At 67.0% G+C, this 17,853-nt stretch carries 12 protein-coding genes; 11 read left to right on the plus strand and 1 reads right to left on the minus strand.

Annotation, left to right across the window (positions count from 1 at the left end):
• Positions 1–75: 75 nt before the first annotated feature.
• The 10 genes from ACT6S0_RS04405 to ACT6S0_RS04450 all read left to right on the plus strand — a co-directional run bounded on the left by ACT6S0_RS04405 (position 76) and on the right by ACT6S0_RS04450 (position 16,157).
• Positions 76–3,240 carry an EAL domain-containing protein gene (locus tag ACT6S0_RS04405; protein WP_444762680.1) on the plus strand — a complete coding sequence of 1,055 codons (3,165 nt, stop codon included), beginning with the start codon at positions 76–78 and terminating at the stop codon, positions 3,238–3,240.
• A 9-nt stretch (positions 3,241–3,249) separates the two neighbouring features.
• Positions 3,250–5,115 (plus strand): DNA primase, encoded by a 1,866-nt coding sequence (gene dnaG, locus ACT6S0_RS04410; protein ID WP_444762681.1) that lies wholly within the window; start codon positions 3,250–3,252, stop codon positions 5,113–5,115.
• A 344-nt stretch (positions 5,116–5,459) separates the two neighbouring features.
• Positions 5,460–7,706: an RNA polymerase sigma factor RpoD gene (rpoD, locus tag ACT6S0_RS04415; protein WP_444762682.1), complete on the plus strand. Its 2,247-nt coding sequence runs from the start codon at positions 5,460–5,462 to the stop codon at positions 7,704–7,706.
• A 158-nt stretch (positions 7,707–7,864) separates the two neighbouring features.
• Positions 7,865–8,833: an adenylate/guanylate cyclase domain-containing protein gene (locus ACT6S0_RS04420; RefSeq protein WP_444762683.1), complete on the plus strand. Its 969-nt coding sequence runs from the start codon at positions 7,865–7,867 to the stop codon at positions 8,831–8,833.
• Positions 8,834–8,844: 11 nt separating this feature from the next.
• Complete coding sequence (gene hemH / locus ACT6S0_RS04425; RefSeq protein WP_444762684.1) at positions 8,845–9,951, plus strand: ferrochelatase; 1,107 nt, start codon at positions 8,845–8,847, stop codon at positions 9,949–9,951.
• A gap of 17 nt (positions 9,952–9,968) precedes the next feature.
• Positions 9,969–10,382 carry an RNA-binding S4 domain-containing protein gene (locus ACT6S0_RS04430; RefSeq protein WP_444762712.1) on the plus strand — a complete coding sequence of 138 codons (414 nt, stop codon included), beginning with the start codon at positions 9,969–9,971 and terminating at the stop codon, positions 10,380–10,382.
• 82 nt (positions 10,383–10,464) lie between these two features.
• Positions 10,465–10,998: a nucleotide exchange factor GrpE gene (gene grpE / locus ACT6S0_RS04435; protein WP_444762685.1), complete on the plus strand. Its 534-nt coding sequence runs from the start codon at positions 10,465–10,467 to the stop codon at positions 10,996–10,998.
• Positions 10,999–11,034: 36 nt separating this feature from the next.
• Positions 11,035–13,041 carry a molecular chaperone DnaK gene (gene dnaK / locus ACT6S0_RS04440; protein ID WP_444762713.1) on the plus strand — a complete coding sequence of 669 codons (2,007 nt, stop codon included), beginning with the start codon at positions 11,035–11,037 and terminating at the stop codon, positions 13,039–13,041.
• Between the two features lie 69 nt (positions 13,042–13,110).
• Positions 13,111–14,262: a molecular chaperone DnaJ gene (dnaJ, locus tag ACT6S0_RS04445; RefSeq protein WP_444762686.1), complete on the plus strand. Its 1,152-nt coding sequence runs from the start codon at positions 13,111–13,113 to the stop codon at positions 14,260–14,262.
• A gap of 254 nt (positions 14,263–14,516) precedes the next feature.
• Positions 14,517–16,157, plus strand: a complete 1,641-nt coding sequence (locus ACT6S0_RS04450) for a response regulator (protein WP_444762687.1) — start codon at positions 14,517–14,519, stop codon at positions 16,155–16,157.
• 43 nt (positions 16,158–16,200) lie between these two features.
• Here the strand turns inward: ACT6S0_RS04450 and ACT6S0_RS04455 are convergent, their stop codons facing one another.
• Positions 16,201–17,325, minus strand: a complete 1,125-nt coding sequence (locus tag ACT6S0_RS04455) for a PA0069 family radical SAM protein (RefSeq protein ID WP_444762688.1) — start codon at positions 17,323–17,325, stop codon at positions 16,201–16,203.
• 166 nt (positions 17,326–17,491) lie between these two features.
• On the opposite strand from ACT6S0_RS04455, the gene ACT6S0_RS04460 reads away from it, so the two are divergent.
• On the plus strand, positions 17,492–17,839 hold the full coding sequence (locus ACT6S0_RS04460) for a PRC-barrel domain-containing protein (protein ID WP_444762689.1): 348 nt from the start codon (positions 17,492–17,494) through the stop codon (positions 17,837–17,839).
• The last annotated feature ends 14 nt before the right edge of the window (positions 17,840–17,853 follow it).

Here is a 17,853-nt window from a genome sequence, read left to right on the forward strand (position 1 = left end):
ATGTCGGCCCGCCCTCCTCGCCCGGCCTGCGCGATCCAGGCCATGTCAGGGTCGACACAGGTATCGGCCTGATCCATGGATTTGCATTCCGGCACGCCTGATTCCAACGCCCATGAGCAGGGCGCGGATCTGAGCGTGCATGCGCCGCCTTCCACGACGCTGCCTCCTGGCCCGCGCCGTATCCATGATCCGCGCGGCTGGCGCTGGCTCCGGCGCGTCGGGCTGGCCGTCATGTCGGGACTGGGCGGCGGCCTGCTCATCGCCTGGGCTTTGGCCACGGACGCGCTGCCGCCGATGATGCGCCTGCCGCAACCGGCAAACGCAATGCCTGCACAGGATCTGCTGATCCCGCTGCTGCTGGCTGCCCTGGGCCTGCTGACGCTATGGCGACTCAGCGCCTGGACGCTGCCGCTCCTGATGGCCGGTTGGCTGCTTGGTGCCAGCCTGCCGCTGCTCTTGACGCCAACCCACGACCCGGTCGCAGCGCTGGGCTTGCTGATCTCCGCCCCGGTTATGGCCGTGCTGACGTTGCCATTGCTTGCCGCAGTGCTCAACCGCACGCTGCTGCGCCGCCTGGGGCTCACCGGCCGGCTGACCGGCTGGCGCGAGGTCGGCTTGTTCGGATTGCTCGCCGGCGTCGCCGCGCCCTTGCTGGGCGGCCTGCTGACGCTGGGCGCGCAGCTGGCCGCTGGCCTGGCGCTGCCCGAGGCCGTCCCAGCTGCGTTGGGGCTTGCGGCAGCCTGTGCGCTCGGCCTGGTGAGCGCCGGTACCGCGCTCCAGGCCAGCACGCAAAGGCCGCGTCGCGGCAACCGGTGGTGGGCCCGCGGCCTCGCCGTGGCCGCTGTCGCCGCGCAGGCGGGCCTGACCTGGCTGCCCGGCGCCACGGCGGTGCTGTTGCTGCCGCACTTGCTGCTCTGCCTGCACGCGCTGCAGGCCTCACCACGGGCCAACGCCAGCCTCGGCACCGGCTTGCTGGTCCTGTGGGCCGTGTGCGCACCGCCCACGATGATGGCCTATGCGCTCGGTGCGACGCTGGCCTGCGTGCCGCTGTTCATCGTCGCGCTCGGCCAGCAGCAGTTGCGCGACCGCGACGGCTGGCGCAGCGCCCTCGACGCCCAGGGCCTGGCTTTGGCCGAATGGCGGCTGCCCGAGGGTCGGCGCCACGCATCAGCGCGCTGGCTGGCTCTGACGACGCCCATCGACGGCAGCACAAGCGGCAGCGCGCCGCTGGACTGGCTGCGGCTGGCGCATCCGCGCGACCGTGAGCCCGTGCGCCGTGCGCTGCGCGAGCTGCTGACCGACCGGCACCGCAACCACCTCGGCTTGTCATTGCGGCTGGCGGCCGACGGTGGTGACTGGCGCTGGCACGAGCTGCAGGCCCACGTACCGCTGCGTGACCGCCAGGGCCGCGCGCGCGGGCTGATCGCCACCCTGGCCGACGTCAGCTGGCGCCACACCGCCGAGGAACGCGAGCGCATGTCTGCCACGCTGTTCCAACAGGCCAGCGAGGGCCTGGCCATCGTCGACATGCAGTGGCGCGTCGTCGAGGTCAACCCGGCCTACTGCGACATCCTGCATGCGCCGCGCGAGGCCCTCATCGGCCGGCTGGCCACGCCGCTGAGCGCGGCCAACCTGCAGCGCAGCGGCCATGAGCCCACCGCACTGCACGCCGAACTGGGCGCCGGCCGAAGCTGGAGGGGGCAGCTGCAGGCCGAACTGGACGACGGCGGCAGCCATGTCTTTGCCGCCAAGCTCAGCCCCGTGCCCGAGCCCGACGGCGTCAGCGCGCGCTGGCGGGTGCTCAGCCTGATCGACCTGGGCGAAAGCCTGCGTCAGCAAGACCTGCTGCGCCGGCGCCTGCGTTACGACATCGCCACCGGCCTGCCCAACCGCGACGAGTTCATGCGCCTGCTGCAACTCGCCCTGGTGGCGGCCAATCGCGATGGGTTCAAGCTCGTCGTCGGGGTCATTGACCTGGACGACTTTCGCCATGTCAATGCCGAGCACGGCCAGCTCGTCGCCGACGCGGTGCTGCTGCAGCTCAGCGGTCGGCTGCAGGCGACGCTGCGCGGCTCGCGTGGTGCCGCTCCGGATACCGCCGACCAGCTCGCCCGGCTGCATGGCGACGAATTCGCGGTGCTGATGCGCGCGCAGTCCCCCGAGGAGGCGCAGCGCGGGGCGGACCGCCTGCTGGCGGTACTGTCGACGCCGGTCGCCGTGCGCGAGAGCCGGGCTGGCACCGGCATGGCGCTGGAAATCGGTGCCAGCATGGGCGCCACGCTCTACCCGCATGACGATGCCGACCCCGAAACCCTGCTGCGCCACGCCGGCCACGCGCTCTATCGCGCCAAGCACGCCGGGCGCGGGCGCATACAGTTCCATGACCCGACGCTGGATCAGCGCGACGAAGCCGGCCTGATCGCGCTGGCCCGCCTGCAACGCGCGCTGGACAGCAATGAGCTGCTGCTGCATTACCAACCGCAGATCGACCTGCGCACCGGTCAGGTCATGGGCGTCGAGGCCTTGCTGCGCTGGCAGCATCCGGACCGCGGCCTGCTGGCGCCAGCGCATTTCCTGCCGCTGATCGAAACGACCGGCCTGGCCGTCCAGATCGGTGACTGGGTGATCGAGCAGGCGCTGGCGCAGACGGCGGCCTGGGCGCGCGACGGTGTCAACGGCGGCAAGGGTCTGCAGGTCAGCGTCAATGTCGGCGCCCGCCAGCTCAGCCGCCACGACTTCCCGCAGCGCCTGCAGGAACTCATCCAGCGCCAGCCGCCGGAAGCGGCCGCGCTGCTGCACCTGGATGTGCTGGAGGCCGATGCCCTGGCCGAAACGGCTGCCACGCAGGCACTGATCCAACGCTGCCTGGGCCTGGGGATTGGTATTGCGCTGGACGACTTCGGTGCTGGCTATTCGCGGCTGGCCTCGCTGAAGCGCCTGTCCGTCGACACCTTGAAGCTCGACCGCAGCTATGTGCAGGGCATGCTGGGCGATGCCCAAGACCTGTCGCTGGTCGAGAGCGTCATCGGCCTGGCCCGCAACATCGGCTGCGGGGTGCTTGCCAAGGGTGTGGAAAGCCGCGCCCATGCCCGTGAGCTGCTGCGCCTGGGCTGTCGCCTCGGCCAGGGCAACGGTATCGCTGCGGCCATGCATCCGACGGCCCTCGGCGGATGGATGGAGTCCTTCGCCCGCAGCGACTGGGTGGGTCATCTGAAGATGCCCTCCCAGGTCAATCCTTAAACTGCCGGGGTGATACCGCCCGGCTTCATCCAGGATCTGCTCGCCCGCGTCGACGTCGTCGAGGTGGTTGGCCGGCATGTCGAGCTGAAAAAGGCCGGCATCAATCACAAGGGCCTGTGCCCTTTCCACGGCGAAAAGTCGCCCAGCTTCATCGTCAGCCCCAGCCGCCAGACCTACCACTGCTTCGGTTGCGGCGTGCATGGCAACGCCATCGGCTTCCTGATGGAGCACACCGCAGCCACTTTCGTGGAGGCTGTCGAAGACCTGGCCCAGCAGGTCGGCATGCAGGTGCCGCAAGATGAACGCTCACCCGAGCAGCGCGAGCGGGCCAAGGCCGACCGGGCGAGGCAGCAGAGCCTGACCGATGTGCTGGCCCGCGCAGCGGACTTCTACAAGGCACAGCTCCGCAAGACGCCGCGGGCCGTCAGCTACCTGAAGGGCCGCGGCTTGACAGGCCAGATCGCCGCCCGCTTCGGTCTGGGCTATGCGCCCGAGGGCTGGCGCTCCCTGGCCAGCGGTTTCCCGTCCTACGACGACCCCCAGCTGGTCGAAGCCGGGCTCGTCATCAGTCCGGACGTCGAGCCCGGCGAGGACGCGAAACGGTATGACCGCTTCCGGGACCGGATCATGTTCCCGATCCGCAATGTGCAGGGCGAGGTCATCGGCTTTGGCGGGCGGGTGCTGGACAAGGGTGAACCCAAGTATCTGAACTCTCCCGAGACGCCGGTCTTCAGCAAGGGACGGGAGCTGTACGGCCTGTTCGAAGGCCGCCAAGCGATGCGCCAGCGCGGCCACGCCCTGGTTGTCGAGGGCTATATGGACGTGGTGGCGCTGGCCCAGCACGGCATCGCCAACGCGGTGGCGACGCTGGGCACGGCTTGCACGGCGGAGCATGTGCACAAACTCTTCCGCCACACCGAGTCGGTCGTCTTCAGCTTCGACGGGGACGCCGCCGGCCGCCGCGCCGCCGTGCGGGCGCTGGAGGCCGCCCTGCCCCACGCCACCGAGACGCGCACGGTCAAGTTCCTGTTTTTGCCGCCCGAGCACGACCCCGACTCCTACGTGCGCGAGCTGGGTGCCGAGGCCTTCGAGCGCTGCATCGAGGGGGCCGTGCCGTTGTCTCGCCAGCTCATCACCGTGGCCGCCGATGGCTGCGATCTGGGCACGCCCGAGGGCCGCGCGCGCATGCTCGCCCAGGCCAGGCCGTTGTGGAGCCTGCTGCCCGACAGCCTGTTGCGCCGGCAACTGCTGGGCGAACTGGCGCGCCAAGGGCAGATGCCCGAGGCCGAACTGCAAGCGCTGTGGTTGGGAGAGGCCATGCCGGCATCGTCCGCCGCTGAGCCCGCGACGCGGGCCGAAAAGCCGCGCTGGCAGCCCAAGGCTGAATGGAAGCCCAAGGGCGACTGGAAATCGCGCCGCGACCGCGATGCAGAGCCGCGCCCGGCGGGACCGCGCACAACCCCCGCGACAGCCGCCGACAACGCGACGCGGCTTTTGCTGCAGCACAGCGAACTCTGGGATGCTCTTCCCGACGAGGACCGTGCACTGCTGCATGATCTTCCCGGCGCCAACGGCGAGCTGATTCATTGGCTGGAGCGCCACCTGACCCACCACGGCGCCAGCGCCTGGGCCGTCGTCCAGGCTGGTCTCGCAGCGGACGGCCATGCCGAGACCGTGCACCGACTTGTGCGCAGCTTCCAGGAGCTGGGTGTCGAGGAGTCCGATCCGGCCGGCGACCTGGCCAGCGCCGTGTCGGCGTTGCGCGCCCGCACGCCCGCAGCGTTGCCGGGCGGGGGCGGCGCCACCGACGACGAACGTCGCAGGGCTTTGGAGGCATTGGCACGCCTTCGCGAACGCCATGGCGTGCAGAACTAGGGTTTACCTGTCACAGCTTTGCAATTCAGCCGCGCTTGATTCATAATCTCGCGTTTTCCGCGCGCGTCAACAAGAGTGACGGCAGAGAAATGCCGGACCCGGCCACCCAGCGACACTGGGCAACTCGCTAAGAGTTTTGATGGCCAACACATCCGCCAGCTCTGCATACCAAACGATCACGCCAGCTTGTTCGCGCCACGCCAGGGTCCCTCGCTCGATATCGGAGTGATACCCGGTGACGAAAGCCACCGCCCCCATGCCCCGCCGGTTTTGCGTCCGAGCCCGGGCTGGCCGCGGTGGCTGCTGCATTTCTGATTGACCGCGCAAACCCCCGAAGGACCTGCATGACCGCCAAGAAGACCGCGCCCAAGGCCAGCCCCGCCCCCGCCGAAGAGCTCAAGAAGAAGACTGCCGTGAAGGCGGCTGCCGAGGCGCCGGCCAAGACCGCTGCCAAGGCGGCGGCCGCCAAACCGGCCGCAAAGGCGGCGGCGGGCGACGACGACAAGCCCAAGCGCGGCCGCAAGCCCAAGGCGGAAACCGAGACCAAGAAGGCCGGCAGCAAGAAGGAAGTCGACGAAGACGTGGACTTGTCCGACGTCGACGCCGAGCTGGAGGGCGAGCCGGAAGCCGAAGAGACGACCGCAGTCGTCACGGAAGACACGCCCAAGGCCAAGCCGCTGCGCATGAAGGTCAGCCGCGCCAAGGAGCGCGCGCTGATGCGCGAGTTCGGTCTGGAAGAGACCGCGCTGACGGAAGAAGAAGCCGTCAAGCGCCGCAGCGAGCTGAAGACCCTCATCAAGATGGGCAAGACGCGTGGTTTCCTGACGCACCAGGAAATCAACGACCACCTGCCCGAGAAGCTGGTCAGCGAGGAAATCCTCGAGGCCATCATCTCCATGCTCAACGACATGGGCATCGCGGTCTACGAGCAGGCGCCCGACGCCGCCACGCTGCTGATCCAGGGCAACACGACGGCCACCTCGACCGAGGAAGAAGCTGAAGAAGCCGCCGAAGCCGCGCTGTCGACGGTGGACTCCGAGTTCGGCCGCACGACCGACCCGGTGCGCATGTATATGCGCGAAATGGGCACGGTCGAACTGCTGACGCGTGAAGGCGAAATCGAAATCGCCAAGCGCATCGAAGGCGGCCTGCAGGCCATGATGCTGGCGATCTCGGCCTCGCCGACGACCATCGCCCACATCCTGGAATTCGCCACCAAGATCCGCGCCGGCGAGATGCAGATCTCCGAAGTAGTGGACGGCTTCGTCGCCGCCGATGAAGCCGATGACTATGTGGCCGAAGAAGACTTCGACGAATTCGACGAGGAAGACGACGACGACGGCAACGGCGGCTCCAAGGCGCTGACCAAGAAGCTCGAAGAGCTGAAGAATGCGGCGCTGGTCAAGCTGGACTCGATGTCCGTCGCCTTCGACAAGATGCGCAAGGCCTTCGAGAAGGACGGCTACAAGTCGATCCCGTACAACAAGGCCCAGCAGGCCATCAGCGCCGAGCTGATGACCATCCGCTTCACGGTCAAGACGATCGAGAAGCTGTGCGACATCCTGCGCAGCCAGGTCGACGACGTGCGCCGCTACGAGCGCGAGCTGCGCAAGATCGTGGTGGACAAGTGCGGCATGCCGCAAGAGCACTTCATCAAGACCTTCCCGCCCAACGCGCTGAACCTGAAGTGGGCCGAGAAGGAAGTCGCCAGCGGCAAACCCTATGCGGTGATCCTGGCGCGCAACCTGCCGCCCGTGCAGGAATTGCAGCAGAAGCTGACGGACATCCAGGCCAAGGCCGTCGTGCCGCTGGACGACCTCAAGGACATCAACAAGAAGATGAACGAGGGCGAGAAGGCCTCTCGTGACGCAAAGAAGGAAATGATCGAGGCCAACCTGCGCCTCGTGATCTCCATCGCCAAGAAGTACACCAACCGCGGCCTGCAGTTCCTGGACTTGATCCAGGAAGGCAACATCGGCCTGATGAAGGCGGTGGACAAGTTCGAATATCGCCGCGGCTACAAGTTCTCGACCTATGCGACGTGGTGGATCCGCCAGGCCAACACGAGGAGCATTGCCGACCAGGCCCGCACCATCCGCATCCCGGTTCACATGATCGAGACGATCAACAAGATGAACCGCATCTCGCGCCAGCATCTGCAGGAGTTCGGCTTCGAGCCGGACGCACCGACGCTGGCCGAGAAGATGGAGATCCCGGAAGACAAGATCCGCAAGATCATGAAGATCGCCAAGGAGCCGATCTCCATGGAGACGCCGATCGGCGACGACGACGACAGCCACCTGGGCGACTTCATCGAGGACACCTACAACACGGCGCCCATCGAGGCCGCGATGCAGGCCGGCCTGCGCGACGTGGTGAAGGACATCCTCGACACGTTGACCCCCCGCGAAGCCAAGGTGCTGCGCATGCGCTTCGGCATCGAGATGCAGAGCGACCACACGCTGGAGGAAGTCGGCAAGCAGTTCGACGTCACGCGTGAGCGCATCCGCCAGATCGAGGCCAAGGCGATCCGCAAGCTCAAGCACCCGAGCCGGTCGGACAAACTCCGCACGTACTTGGACAATCTGTAAGGGTTGGCCGAGGACGTGGCCGCCGCAGACGGTGCCGGTTGCAAAGCCGCCGGCACGGAGTTTGCGCCCCGTCTTGCGAGGCAAGGCGAGGCACAAGTTGCGCGCGACGCCAAAAAGGCCGGCATGTCCGGCCTTTCCTACGCCGATAAACTGACTCCATGACCGTGATCCGAGAGCGCACCGTCCTCTTTGCCGACCTTCGCGGCAGCACCGGGCTGTACGAGTCTCTGGGCAACGCCGAGGCCAGTGCGATGGTGACGCAGACCGTCGGCCAGATCAGCGAGGCCGTGCTGGAAAGCGGCGGCCAGCTGATCAAGACACTGGGCGACGGACTGATGGCTGCCTTCGACGCGCCGCGCGATGGCGTACGCGCTGGGCAGCGCATGCAGGAAATGCTCGAGCGCACCGTGCAGCGCGCGCGCCGCCAGAGCGACCCCGCAATGCTGGCGCTGCGCCTGCAGGTGGCGCTGGCGCGCGGCGAGGTGGTCGAGCTCAACGGCGACTGCTTCGGGGACGCGGTCAATGTCGCGGCCCGGCTGATCGACCATGCCGGCGACGGCGAGATCCTGATCACCGCGGAGGTGCTGGCGGGCCTGCACCACGCTTCCAAGGGACGCTTTCGCAGCCTGGACCGCATCTCGGTGCGTGGCCGCGTCGAGCCCGTGCATGTCTACCGCATGGACGCCGTACCGCAGGTCAGCGCCGACGCGACCGCCACACAGTTCGGCGAGCCGATGCGCTCGGTGGAGCCGGACGGCATGCGGCTTGTCTGGCAAGACCTGGACCGCGTCTTCGACATCGGTGCCATGCCCATCGTGCTGGGCCGCAGCGTGCAGGCCACCTACTGCATCACCGACGCGCGCGTGTCGCGCTCACATGCCCGCATCGACTGGCAGGGCAGCAGCTTCGAGCTGACCGACCTTTCCTACAACGGCACCTATGTGCGCTTTGGCGCCTCGGGCGAGCTGCTCAGCCTGAAGCGCGGCAGCTGCACCCTGCACGGCAGCGGCATCATCGGCCTTGGCGGCCTGCCGACCGACGACCAGTCGCCCATCGTGCGCTTCGAGGTGCTGCACTTTGCCGACACCGAGCCGCAGCCTTTCGGCGCCCCTCGATCACGCCGCTGAGGCCACGACACATGCGTTTCCTGCCCGAACCGCCGCAGTGCCACGGCGCCGCGCCCGCTGGCCCGCTGGCGACCGACGTCGCCGTCCTGTTCTGCAATCTCGGCACGCCGGATGCACCGACGGCGCCGGCGCTGCGGCGCTACCTGGCGCAGTTTCTTGCCGACCCCCGCGTCGTCGAGCTTCCGAAGCTGATCTGGCTGGCCATCCTGCACGGCATCATCCTGCGACTGCGGCCGGCCAAGTCGGCGGCGAAGTACGCGACGGTCTGGACGCCCGAGGGTTCACCGCTGAAGGTCTGGACCGAGAAGCAGGCCAAGCTGCTGCAAGGCCTGCTGGGTGAGCGCGGTCTGCGCGTGCGCGTGGCCTACGCCATGCGTTATGGCCAACCCGCCATCGGCCAGACGCTGGACGCGCTCAAGCGCGAAGGCGTGCACCGTGTGTTGGTGCTGCCGGCCTATCCGCAGTACTCGGGCGCGACGACGGCGAGCGTCATTGATGACGTCGCGCGCTGGGCGCTCAAGACGCGGCACCTGCCCGAGCTGCGCTTTGTCAACCGCTACCACGACGACGCCGGCTACATCGCCGCGCTGGCGCAGAGCGTGCGAGACCACTGGCAGCGTGAGGGCCGCGCTGACAAGCTCGTCATGAGCTTTCACGGCATGCCCGAGCGAACCCTGTACCTGGGCGATCCCTACCACTGCGAATGCCTCAAGACCGGCCGCCTGCTTGCTCAGACACTGGCGCTGAAGGACGGCGAGTGGTTGGTGACCTTCCAGAGCCGCTTCGGCAAGGCCAAGTGGCTGCAGCCGTATACCGAACCCACGCTGATCAAGCTGGCGCAGGGCGGCCTCAAGTCGGTCGACCTGGTCTGCCCGGGCTTCGCGGCCGACTGCCTGGAAACCCTGGAAGAAATCGACCAGGAAGCGCGCGCCGCCTTCCTGGCCGCCGGCGGCCAGCGCTTCGCCTACATCCCCTGCCTGAACGACCACCCGGCCGGCATGCGAGCACTCGCCGGCCTGGCCGAACGCCATCTGCAAGGCTGGTCGGTCGAGACCCAGCACCCGGACACCTTGGCCCTGCAGCGCGAGCGGGCGCTGGCGGCCGGAGCACCGCAGTGACCGAGGCGCCGACCAGCATGCGGCTGGACAAATGGCTGTGGGCAGCGCGCTTCTACAAGACCCGAGCTTTGGCCGTCGACGAGATCAACCTCGGCCGTGTGCGCGTGGGCGGCCAGCCGGTCAAGCCGGCGCGGGACGTCAGGGTCGGCGACCTGCTCACCATCCGCATCGGCACGCTGGCCCGCGAGGTCTCGGTTCTCGGCCTGTCCAACCAGCGCGGCCCGGCGCCCCAGGCGCAAGCGCTCTACGCGGAGACGCCAGCGAGCATCACGGCGCGTGAGGCCGCCGCCGAGGCGCGCCGGCTGGCGCCGGAGCCGGCGGCCAGCATCGAACAGGGCCGGCCGACCAAGCAGGATCGGCGGCGCCTGGCCGACTGGGACCGCTGGTCGGCCTCCCTGAACGATGTCGACGACACGGGTGATCCGGGTTGACCCGGATCATTCCTTTTTGAATCCCCCCTCTTGAAACCGGGACATCGTGCCCAACGTCGACGCGATCCTGCCTATTCATGCCATGACGACCGAACACAACCTGCCCGAAGACGCGGCTGGCGCCACCGAGCCCACGGCCGCTGACCTGAACCCTGAAACCTTGACCGCCGAGCTCGAAGGCCTGAAGCAGCGGTTAGCCGAGATGAGCGACGCCTATCTGCGCGCCAAGGCCGAGGCCGAGAACACACGCCGTCGCGGCGAAGAGGACGTTGCCAAGGCGCGCAAGTTCGCCATCGAAAGCTTTGCCGAAGCCATGCTGCCGGTGATGGACAGCATGGAGGCAGCCATCGCCACGCCCAGCGCCACGGTCGACACCGTGCTCGAAGGTGTGCACGCCACACGCCGCCAGCTGTCCAGCGCGCTGGAACGCAATAAGGTCGTCGAGATCAACCCCGGCCAGGGCGCCAAGTTCGACCCGCACCAGCACCAGGCCATCTCGGTGGTGCCGGCGCCCCAGCAGGACGCCAACACAGTCGTCACCGTGCTGCAAAAAGGCTTCCTGATCGCCGACCGCGTGTTGCGGCCGGCGCTCGTGACGGTTGCCGCACCGAAGTAATGCAGAAGCCGCCGTTCTCTTGAAACGGCGCGACTGATCCACAACTCGAACACATCAACAAATCTTCAGGAGTTCCAAATGGGAAAGATCATCGGCATTGACCTGGGCACCACCAATTCGTGCGTCTCGGTCATGGAAGGCAACACCACGCGCGTGATCGAGAACGCGGAAGGCGCGCGCACCACGCCGTCCATCATTGCCTACCAAGAAGATGGCGAGATCCTCGTCGGCGCCTCGGCCAAGCGCCAGTCGGTGACCAACCCGAAGAACACGATCTACGCGGTCAAGCGCCTGATCGGCCGCAAGTTCACCGAGAAGGAAGTGCAAAAGGACATCGACCTGATGCCCTACGCCATCACCGCAGCCGACAACGGTGACGCCTGGGTGGAAGTGCGCGGCAAGAAGCTGGCGCCGCAGCAAGTCTCGGCCGAGATCCTGCGGAAAATGAAGAAGACGGCCGAGGACTACCTCGGCGAGGAAGTGACCGAGGCCGTCATCACGGTGCCGGCCTACTTCAACGACGCCCAGCGCCAGGCCACCAAGGACGCCGGCCGCATCGCCGGCCTGGACGTCAAGCGCATCATCAACGAGCCCACCGCCGCAGCCCTGGCCTTCGGCCTGGACAAGCACGGCAAGGGTGACCGCAAGATCGCCGTCTACGACCTGGGTGGCGGCACCTTCGACGTGTCCATCATCGAGATCGCCGACGTCGACGGCGAGATGCAGTTCGAAGTGCTGTCGACCAACGGCGACACCTTCCTGGGCGGCGAGGACTTCGACCAGCGCATCATCGACTACATCATTGCCGAGTTCAAAAAGGACCAGGGTGTCGACCTGACCAAGGACGTGCTGGCCCTGCAGCGCCTGAAGGAAGCCGCCGAGAAGGCCAAGATCGAGCTGTCCAACTCGTCGCAGACCGACGTCAACCTGCCCTACATCACAGCAGACGCGACCGGGCCGAAGCACCTGAACGTCAAGCTGACCCGCGCCAAGCTGGAGTCGCTGGTGGATGAGCTGATCGAGCGCACCATCGCCCCCTGCCGCGTGGCGGTCAAGGACGCCGGCGTCGCGCTCTCCGACATCGACGACGTCATCCTGGTCGGCGGCATGACCCGCATGCCCAAGGTGCAGGACAAGGTCAAGGAGTTCTTCGGCAAGGAGCCGCGCCGTGACGTGAACCCCGACGAGGCCGTGGCCGTCGGAGCTGCCATCCAGGGCCAGGTCCTGGGTGGCGAGCGCAAGGACGTGCTGCTGCTGGACGTCACCCCGCTGAGCCTGGGCATCGAGACCCTGGGCGGCGTGATGACGAAGATGATCAAGAAGAACACGACCATCCCGACCAAGTTCTCGCAGACGTTCTCGACGGCCGACGACAACCAGCCGGCCGTGACCATCAAGGTCTACCAGGGCGAGCGCGAGCTGGCCCAGGCGAACAAGTCGCTGGGCGAGTTCAACCTCGAAGGCATCCCGCCGGCACCGCGCGGCACGCCACAGATCGAGGTCAGCTTTGACATCGACGCCAACGGCATCCTGCACGTCGGCGCCAAGGACAAGGGCACCGGCAAGGAAAACAAGATCACCATCAAGGCGAACTCGGGCCTCTCCGAAGCCGAGATCGAGAAGATGGTCAAGGACGCCGAAGCCAATGCGGCCGAGGACAAGAAGAAGGTCGAGCTGGTGCAGGCCCGCAACCAGGCCGACGGCATGGTGCACAGCGTGCGCAAGTCGCTGAGCGAGCACGGCGACAAGCTTGAAGCCGCCGAGAAGGACGCCATCGAAGCCGCCGCCAAGGAGCTGGAAGAAGCCATCAAGGGTGACGACCAGACCGTCATCGAGGCCAAGACCGAGGCGCTGATGACCGCCAGCCAGAAGCTGGGCGAGAAGGTCTATGCCGACCAGCAAGGCGCGCAGGCGGCTGCCGCGGCAGCCGCCGGCGCCGGTGCTGCCGAGCAGCCACAGGCGGCACCGCAAGCTGAAGCCAAGCGCCCGGCCGACGACAACGTCGTGGATGCCGAGTTCAAGGAAGTCAAGGACAGCAAGTAAGCCGTCGATGACCCGGCCCGGCAGCGCCCTCCAAGCGTTGCCGGGCTTTTGCCTTTAACGAGTAGAGCAATGGCTTCCAAGCGCGATTACTACGAAATCCTCGGCGTCGCCAAGAACGCGAGCGATGAGGACATCAAGAAGGCCTACCGCAAGCTGGCCATGAAGCACCACCCCGACCGCAACCAGGGCGACGGGGCGAAGAAGGCCGAGGAAAGCTTCAAGGAGGCCAAGGAGGCCTACGAGATGCTGTCCGACGCGCAAAAGCGCGCGGCCTATGACCAGTACGGCCATGCCGGCGTCGACCCCAACATGGGCGGCGGACGCGGTGGCCCGGGCGCGGAAGGCTTCGGCGGCTTTGCCGAGGCCTTCGGCGACATCTTCGGCGACATCTTCGGCGGCCAGGGCGGCCAGCGCCGCGGCGCCGGTGGCCAGCAGGTCTACCGCGGCAGCGACCTCAGCTACGCGATGGAGATCACGCTGGAAGAAGCCGCCCGCGGCAAGGAGACGCAGATCCGCATCCCGAGTTGGGAAGGCTGCGAGACCTGCGGCGGCACCGGCGCCAAGCCGGGCACCAGCGCCAAGACCTGCGGGTCATGTGGGGGCTCCGGCACGGTGCACATGCGCCAGGGTTTCTTCAGCATCCAGCAGACCTGCCCGCATTGCCACGGCAGCGGCAAGATCATTCCCGACCCCTGCACCAGTTGCAACGGCCAGGGCAAGGTCAAGAAGACCAAGACGCTGGAGGTCAAGATCCCCGCTGGCATCAACGAAGGCATGCGCATCCGCTCGGCGGGCAATGGCGAGCCCGGCGTGAACGGCGGCCCGAGTGGCGATCTCTACATCGAGATCCGCATCAAGCAGCACGACATCTTCGAGCGCGATGGCGACGACCTGCATTGCACGATGCCGGTGTCGATGATCACGGCGGCACTCGGCGGCGGCATCGAGGTGCCGACGCTGGGAGGCAAGGCGGAGATCGAACTTCCTGAAGGCACCCAGCACGGCAAGACCTTCCGCCTGCGCGGCAAGGGCATCAAGGGCGTGCGCTCCAGCTATCCGGGCGACCTCTACTGCCACATCGCGGTCGAGACGCCGGTCAAGCTCACCGAGCATCAGAAAAAGCTGCTCAAGGAGCTCGACAAGAGTCTCAAGGATGGCGGCGAGCGCCATTCGCCCAACGCCAAGAGCTGGACGGACCGGGTCAAGGACCTGTTCAAGTAAGCCGCAGCTCACCCAGCAAGCCGCGACACCCGACCGGGTCTCGCGGCTTTCTTGTGACCGTTTTTCCGCGGTCACTCCCAGGCCGGCCTGCGTCGTAAGTCACGGCCCTTGCCGTGTTGCGGTATCTACCAGCGCACCCGGTTGCCCGCATCAACCCTAAAGTTCGCCGACTGTCACACCGATGGCTCATAAGTGATCCTTCCACCGCGCCTCCCGATCACAGTCCACGGCTTCGCGCCGCGGAAGGGGGCGGTATGTTCCTGATGGACAGCACCATCCAGACCGCGTCGGCGCTGATCATCGATGGCAATGCCAATTCGCGCAGCCTGATGTCGGCTCAGTTGCGCGACCTCGGCATCGGCACGGTGCGGCAGACGCCGCGTGTCAAGGATGCCCGCGTGATGCTGGAGCACCAGACCTTCGACATCGTGCTGTGCGACTACCACTTCGACGCCAGCGACACCTCGGGCCAGGACCTGTTGGACGAGCTGCGCCGCGAAGGCCTGCTGCCCTACTCCACCGTCTTCGTCATGGTCACCAGCGAGGCCACCTACGCCAAGGTGGCCGAGGCCGCCGAAGCTGCGCTCGATGCCTATCTGATCAAGCCCTACACCAGTGCCAACCTCGCCGAGCGGCTGGCCAGCGCGCGGCAGCGCAAGCGCATCCTGAAGGACATTTTCGAAGCCATCGAAAACCAGGATTTCGAGACGGCAGCCAACCTCTGCCTGGCGCGCTTCGAGGCCAAGGACAAGTACTGGCTCTACGCCGCCCGCATCGGCGCCGAACTGCTGCTGCGGCTCAAGCGTTATGCCGATGCCCGCGTCCTGTACGAGGCCATCATTGCGGCCAAGACGGTCCCCTGGGCGCGCCTGGGCGTGGCGCGCACCGAGGTCGCCGCCGGCAACTTGCAGGCGGCCCGCCGCACGCTGGAGAACCTGACAGGCGACCTGCCCGACTACGCCGACTCGCACGACCTCATGGGTCATGTGCAGATGGAACATGGCGACCTCGCGCAGGCGCTCAAGACCTACCAGACGGCCGCGACACTGACCCCCGGCTGCCTGCTGCGCCTGCAGCGCTGCGGATCGCTCGGCTTCTACGCCGGCCAGCGTGCCGAGGCGCTGAAGATGCTGGAGCGCGCCATGTCGCAGGGCCTGCGCTCCAAGCTTTTCGACATGCTGAGCCTGGTGCTGATCGGGCTGATGCGCTTCGATGCCAAGGACACCAAGGGCTTCAAGTACGCCCACGACTCACTGGCCGCTGCCCTGGAGCGCGCACCGGGCTCCGTCCGCCTGCAGCGCTTCGACCTGGTCTTCCGCGGCCTGGCCTTCTTGCTGGAGCGCCGTGTCGGCCAGGCCCTTGTCGTCGCGCGCGAGTTCACCGGACACGCGGACAGCGGCAACTTCGACCTGGAGGCCGCCTCGCTGCTGACGGCGCTGTGGATACGTCTTTGCAGCCAAGAGGTCGAACTCGAGGAAATGATGCCCATCCTGCGCAGCCTGGGGGTGCGCCATTGCGCCACCAAGGCCAGCACCGAGATCCTCGTCGCGATGTCCGAAGCTCACCAGGGATCGGCCGAGCAGTTCCGCGATTGCCACCAGCAGATCTTCAACGCCGCCGAGACGGCCATGCGGCACTCGCTGCGCGGCAGCGCCAAGGTGGCCGTCGAGTTGTTGATCCAGCAGGGTGAGGTCACGCGCAATGCCAAGCTCATCGACATGGCCGGCCTGGTGCTGAAGCGCCATGCCGACAAGATCGACAGCGCCGCCGTGTTGGCCGGCCAGATCGACGCATTGCACAGCCGGTATGTGAAGCCCATGGGCGGCAGCCCCGGCAAACCGCGCGCGGCGGGCGGCGTGGCGCTGCGAGCGCCCGAAGCGGCTGTTGCCGGCTGAGCTCGGGCTGTCGCTCCATCACCGGGCTGACACGGGCCGCCCCCTAAAAGAGGCTGCCTTGTGCCGTGGCCTTGGGCGGCCGGCGGAACAGCCCCAGCTCCACCGGCCGCCGCTTGTTGTGCAGGCCCAGCCTGCTGACAGCGCGCTGGAACCGCGCCTGCAGAAGCTCGGCCCAGACGCCTTCGCCCGTGAAGCGCGTGCCAAAACGCGCGTCGTTGTCCTTGCCGCCGCGCATCTCGCGGATGCGCGCCATCACGCGCTCGGCGCGATCGGGGAAGTGGCGCTGCAACCAGTCCTGGAACAGCGGGTTCACCTCCCAGGGCAGTCGAACCGGGATGCTGAACGCGCTGCTCGCGCCCGCCGCGGCGGCGGCTTCCAGGATGCGCTCCAGCTCGGGCTCGTTGATGAAGGGAATGATGGGCGAAACGCTTACCCCCACCGGAACTCCCGCCTGGGCTAACGCAGTGATCGTGCGCAGCCGCCGCGCCGGCGCCGCCGCGCGCGGCTCCAGGATGCGCGCCAGCTCGTTGTCCAGTGTTGTCACCGACAGATAGACCGATACCAGGCCCTGCGCCGCCATCGGCGCGATCAGATCGAGCTCACGCTCGATGCCCGCCGATTTGGTGACGACCGAGAAGGGATGGGCGGACTCAGCCAGCACCTCGACGATGCGCCGCGTGATGCCCAGCTTGCGCTCGACGGGCTGGTAAGCATCGGTCGCCGTACCCAGCACCAGCGAACGCGGTTCATACCGTGCGCTCGCCAGCGTCTCGCGCAGGCGCTCAGCCGCATTGACCTTGGCGACGATGCGCGTCTCGAAGTCCAGCCCCGGCGACAGGTTGAGGTAGCTGTGGGTGGGCCGCGCGAAGCAGTAGATGCAGCCGTGCTCGCAGCCGCGATACGGATTGATCGAGTAGTCGAAGTTGATATCCGGCGACTGGTTGCGCGTGACGATGCTCTTGGCATGCTCCTCGATGACCTGCGTTTCGGGTGGCAGATGCTCTTCGGCGGCATCCTGGTCCAGCGACCCCCAACCATCGTCGAACTGCTCGCGCTCACGTTGCTCGAAGCGATGCGGCATGGCGGTCGCGCTGCCGCGGCCCCTGATGGATTCGAGTGGCACCAGGGCGGGTTGGGCGCGGGCGATGCGGGCGGGTATAGGCGACATGCTGTAAATATATACAGTATTTGACCGTGCACTGAATGGTTTTGCGCCAAGCTGTATCGCAAGGGCAAGGAGACCGTCGGCCGCCGCCTACGGCCGGACGTGCAACGCGCTGACCTCAGGATCCAACGACCTCATCGAAAGTGAGTACCTCACCGAGGAGTCTTTTATGAGCTTGAAAACCACCATTTCGTCTTCCCGTGTCGAGGGCACTGACGTCTACAACCTGGCGGGCGAAAAGCTTGGCGCCATCGACGACCTGGTCATCGACAAACGCACGGGTCACGTGCGCTACGCGGCACTCGAATTCGGGGGTTTCCTTGGCATGGGCTCCGACAGGTTTCCTCTGCCGTGGAGCATGCTGACCTACGACACCGAGAAAGACGGCTATGTCGTCAACCTCGACATGGAGCAGCTCAGGAGCGGGCCGCATTACGCCAAGGAAGACCGACCGGACTATTCCGATGAATACGGTCGCGGCGTCTACGACCACTACGGCGCGCACTGGGGCGTCTGAGCGCCCCGGTACTC

Origin of the sequence: Roseateles sp. (assembly GCF_052436255.1) — a bacterium.
Lineage (GTDB): Bacteria > Pseudomonadota > Gammaproteobacteria > Burkholderiales > Burkholderiaceae_C > Pelomonas.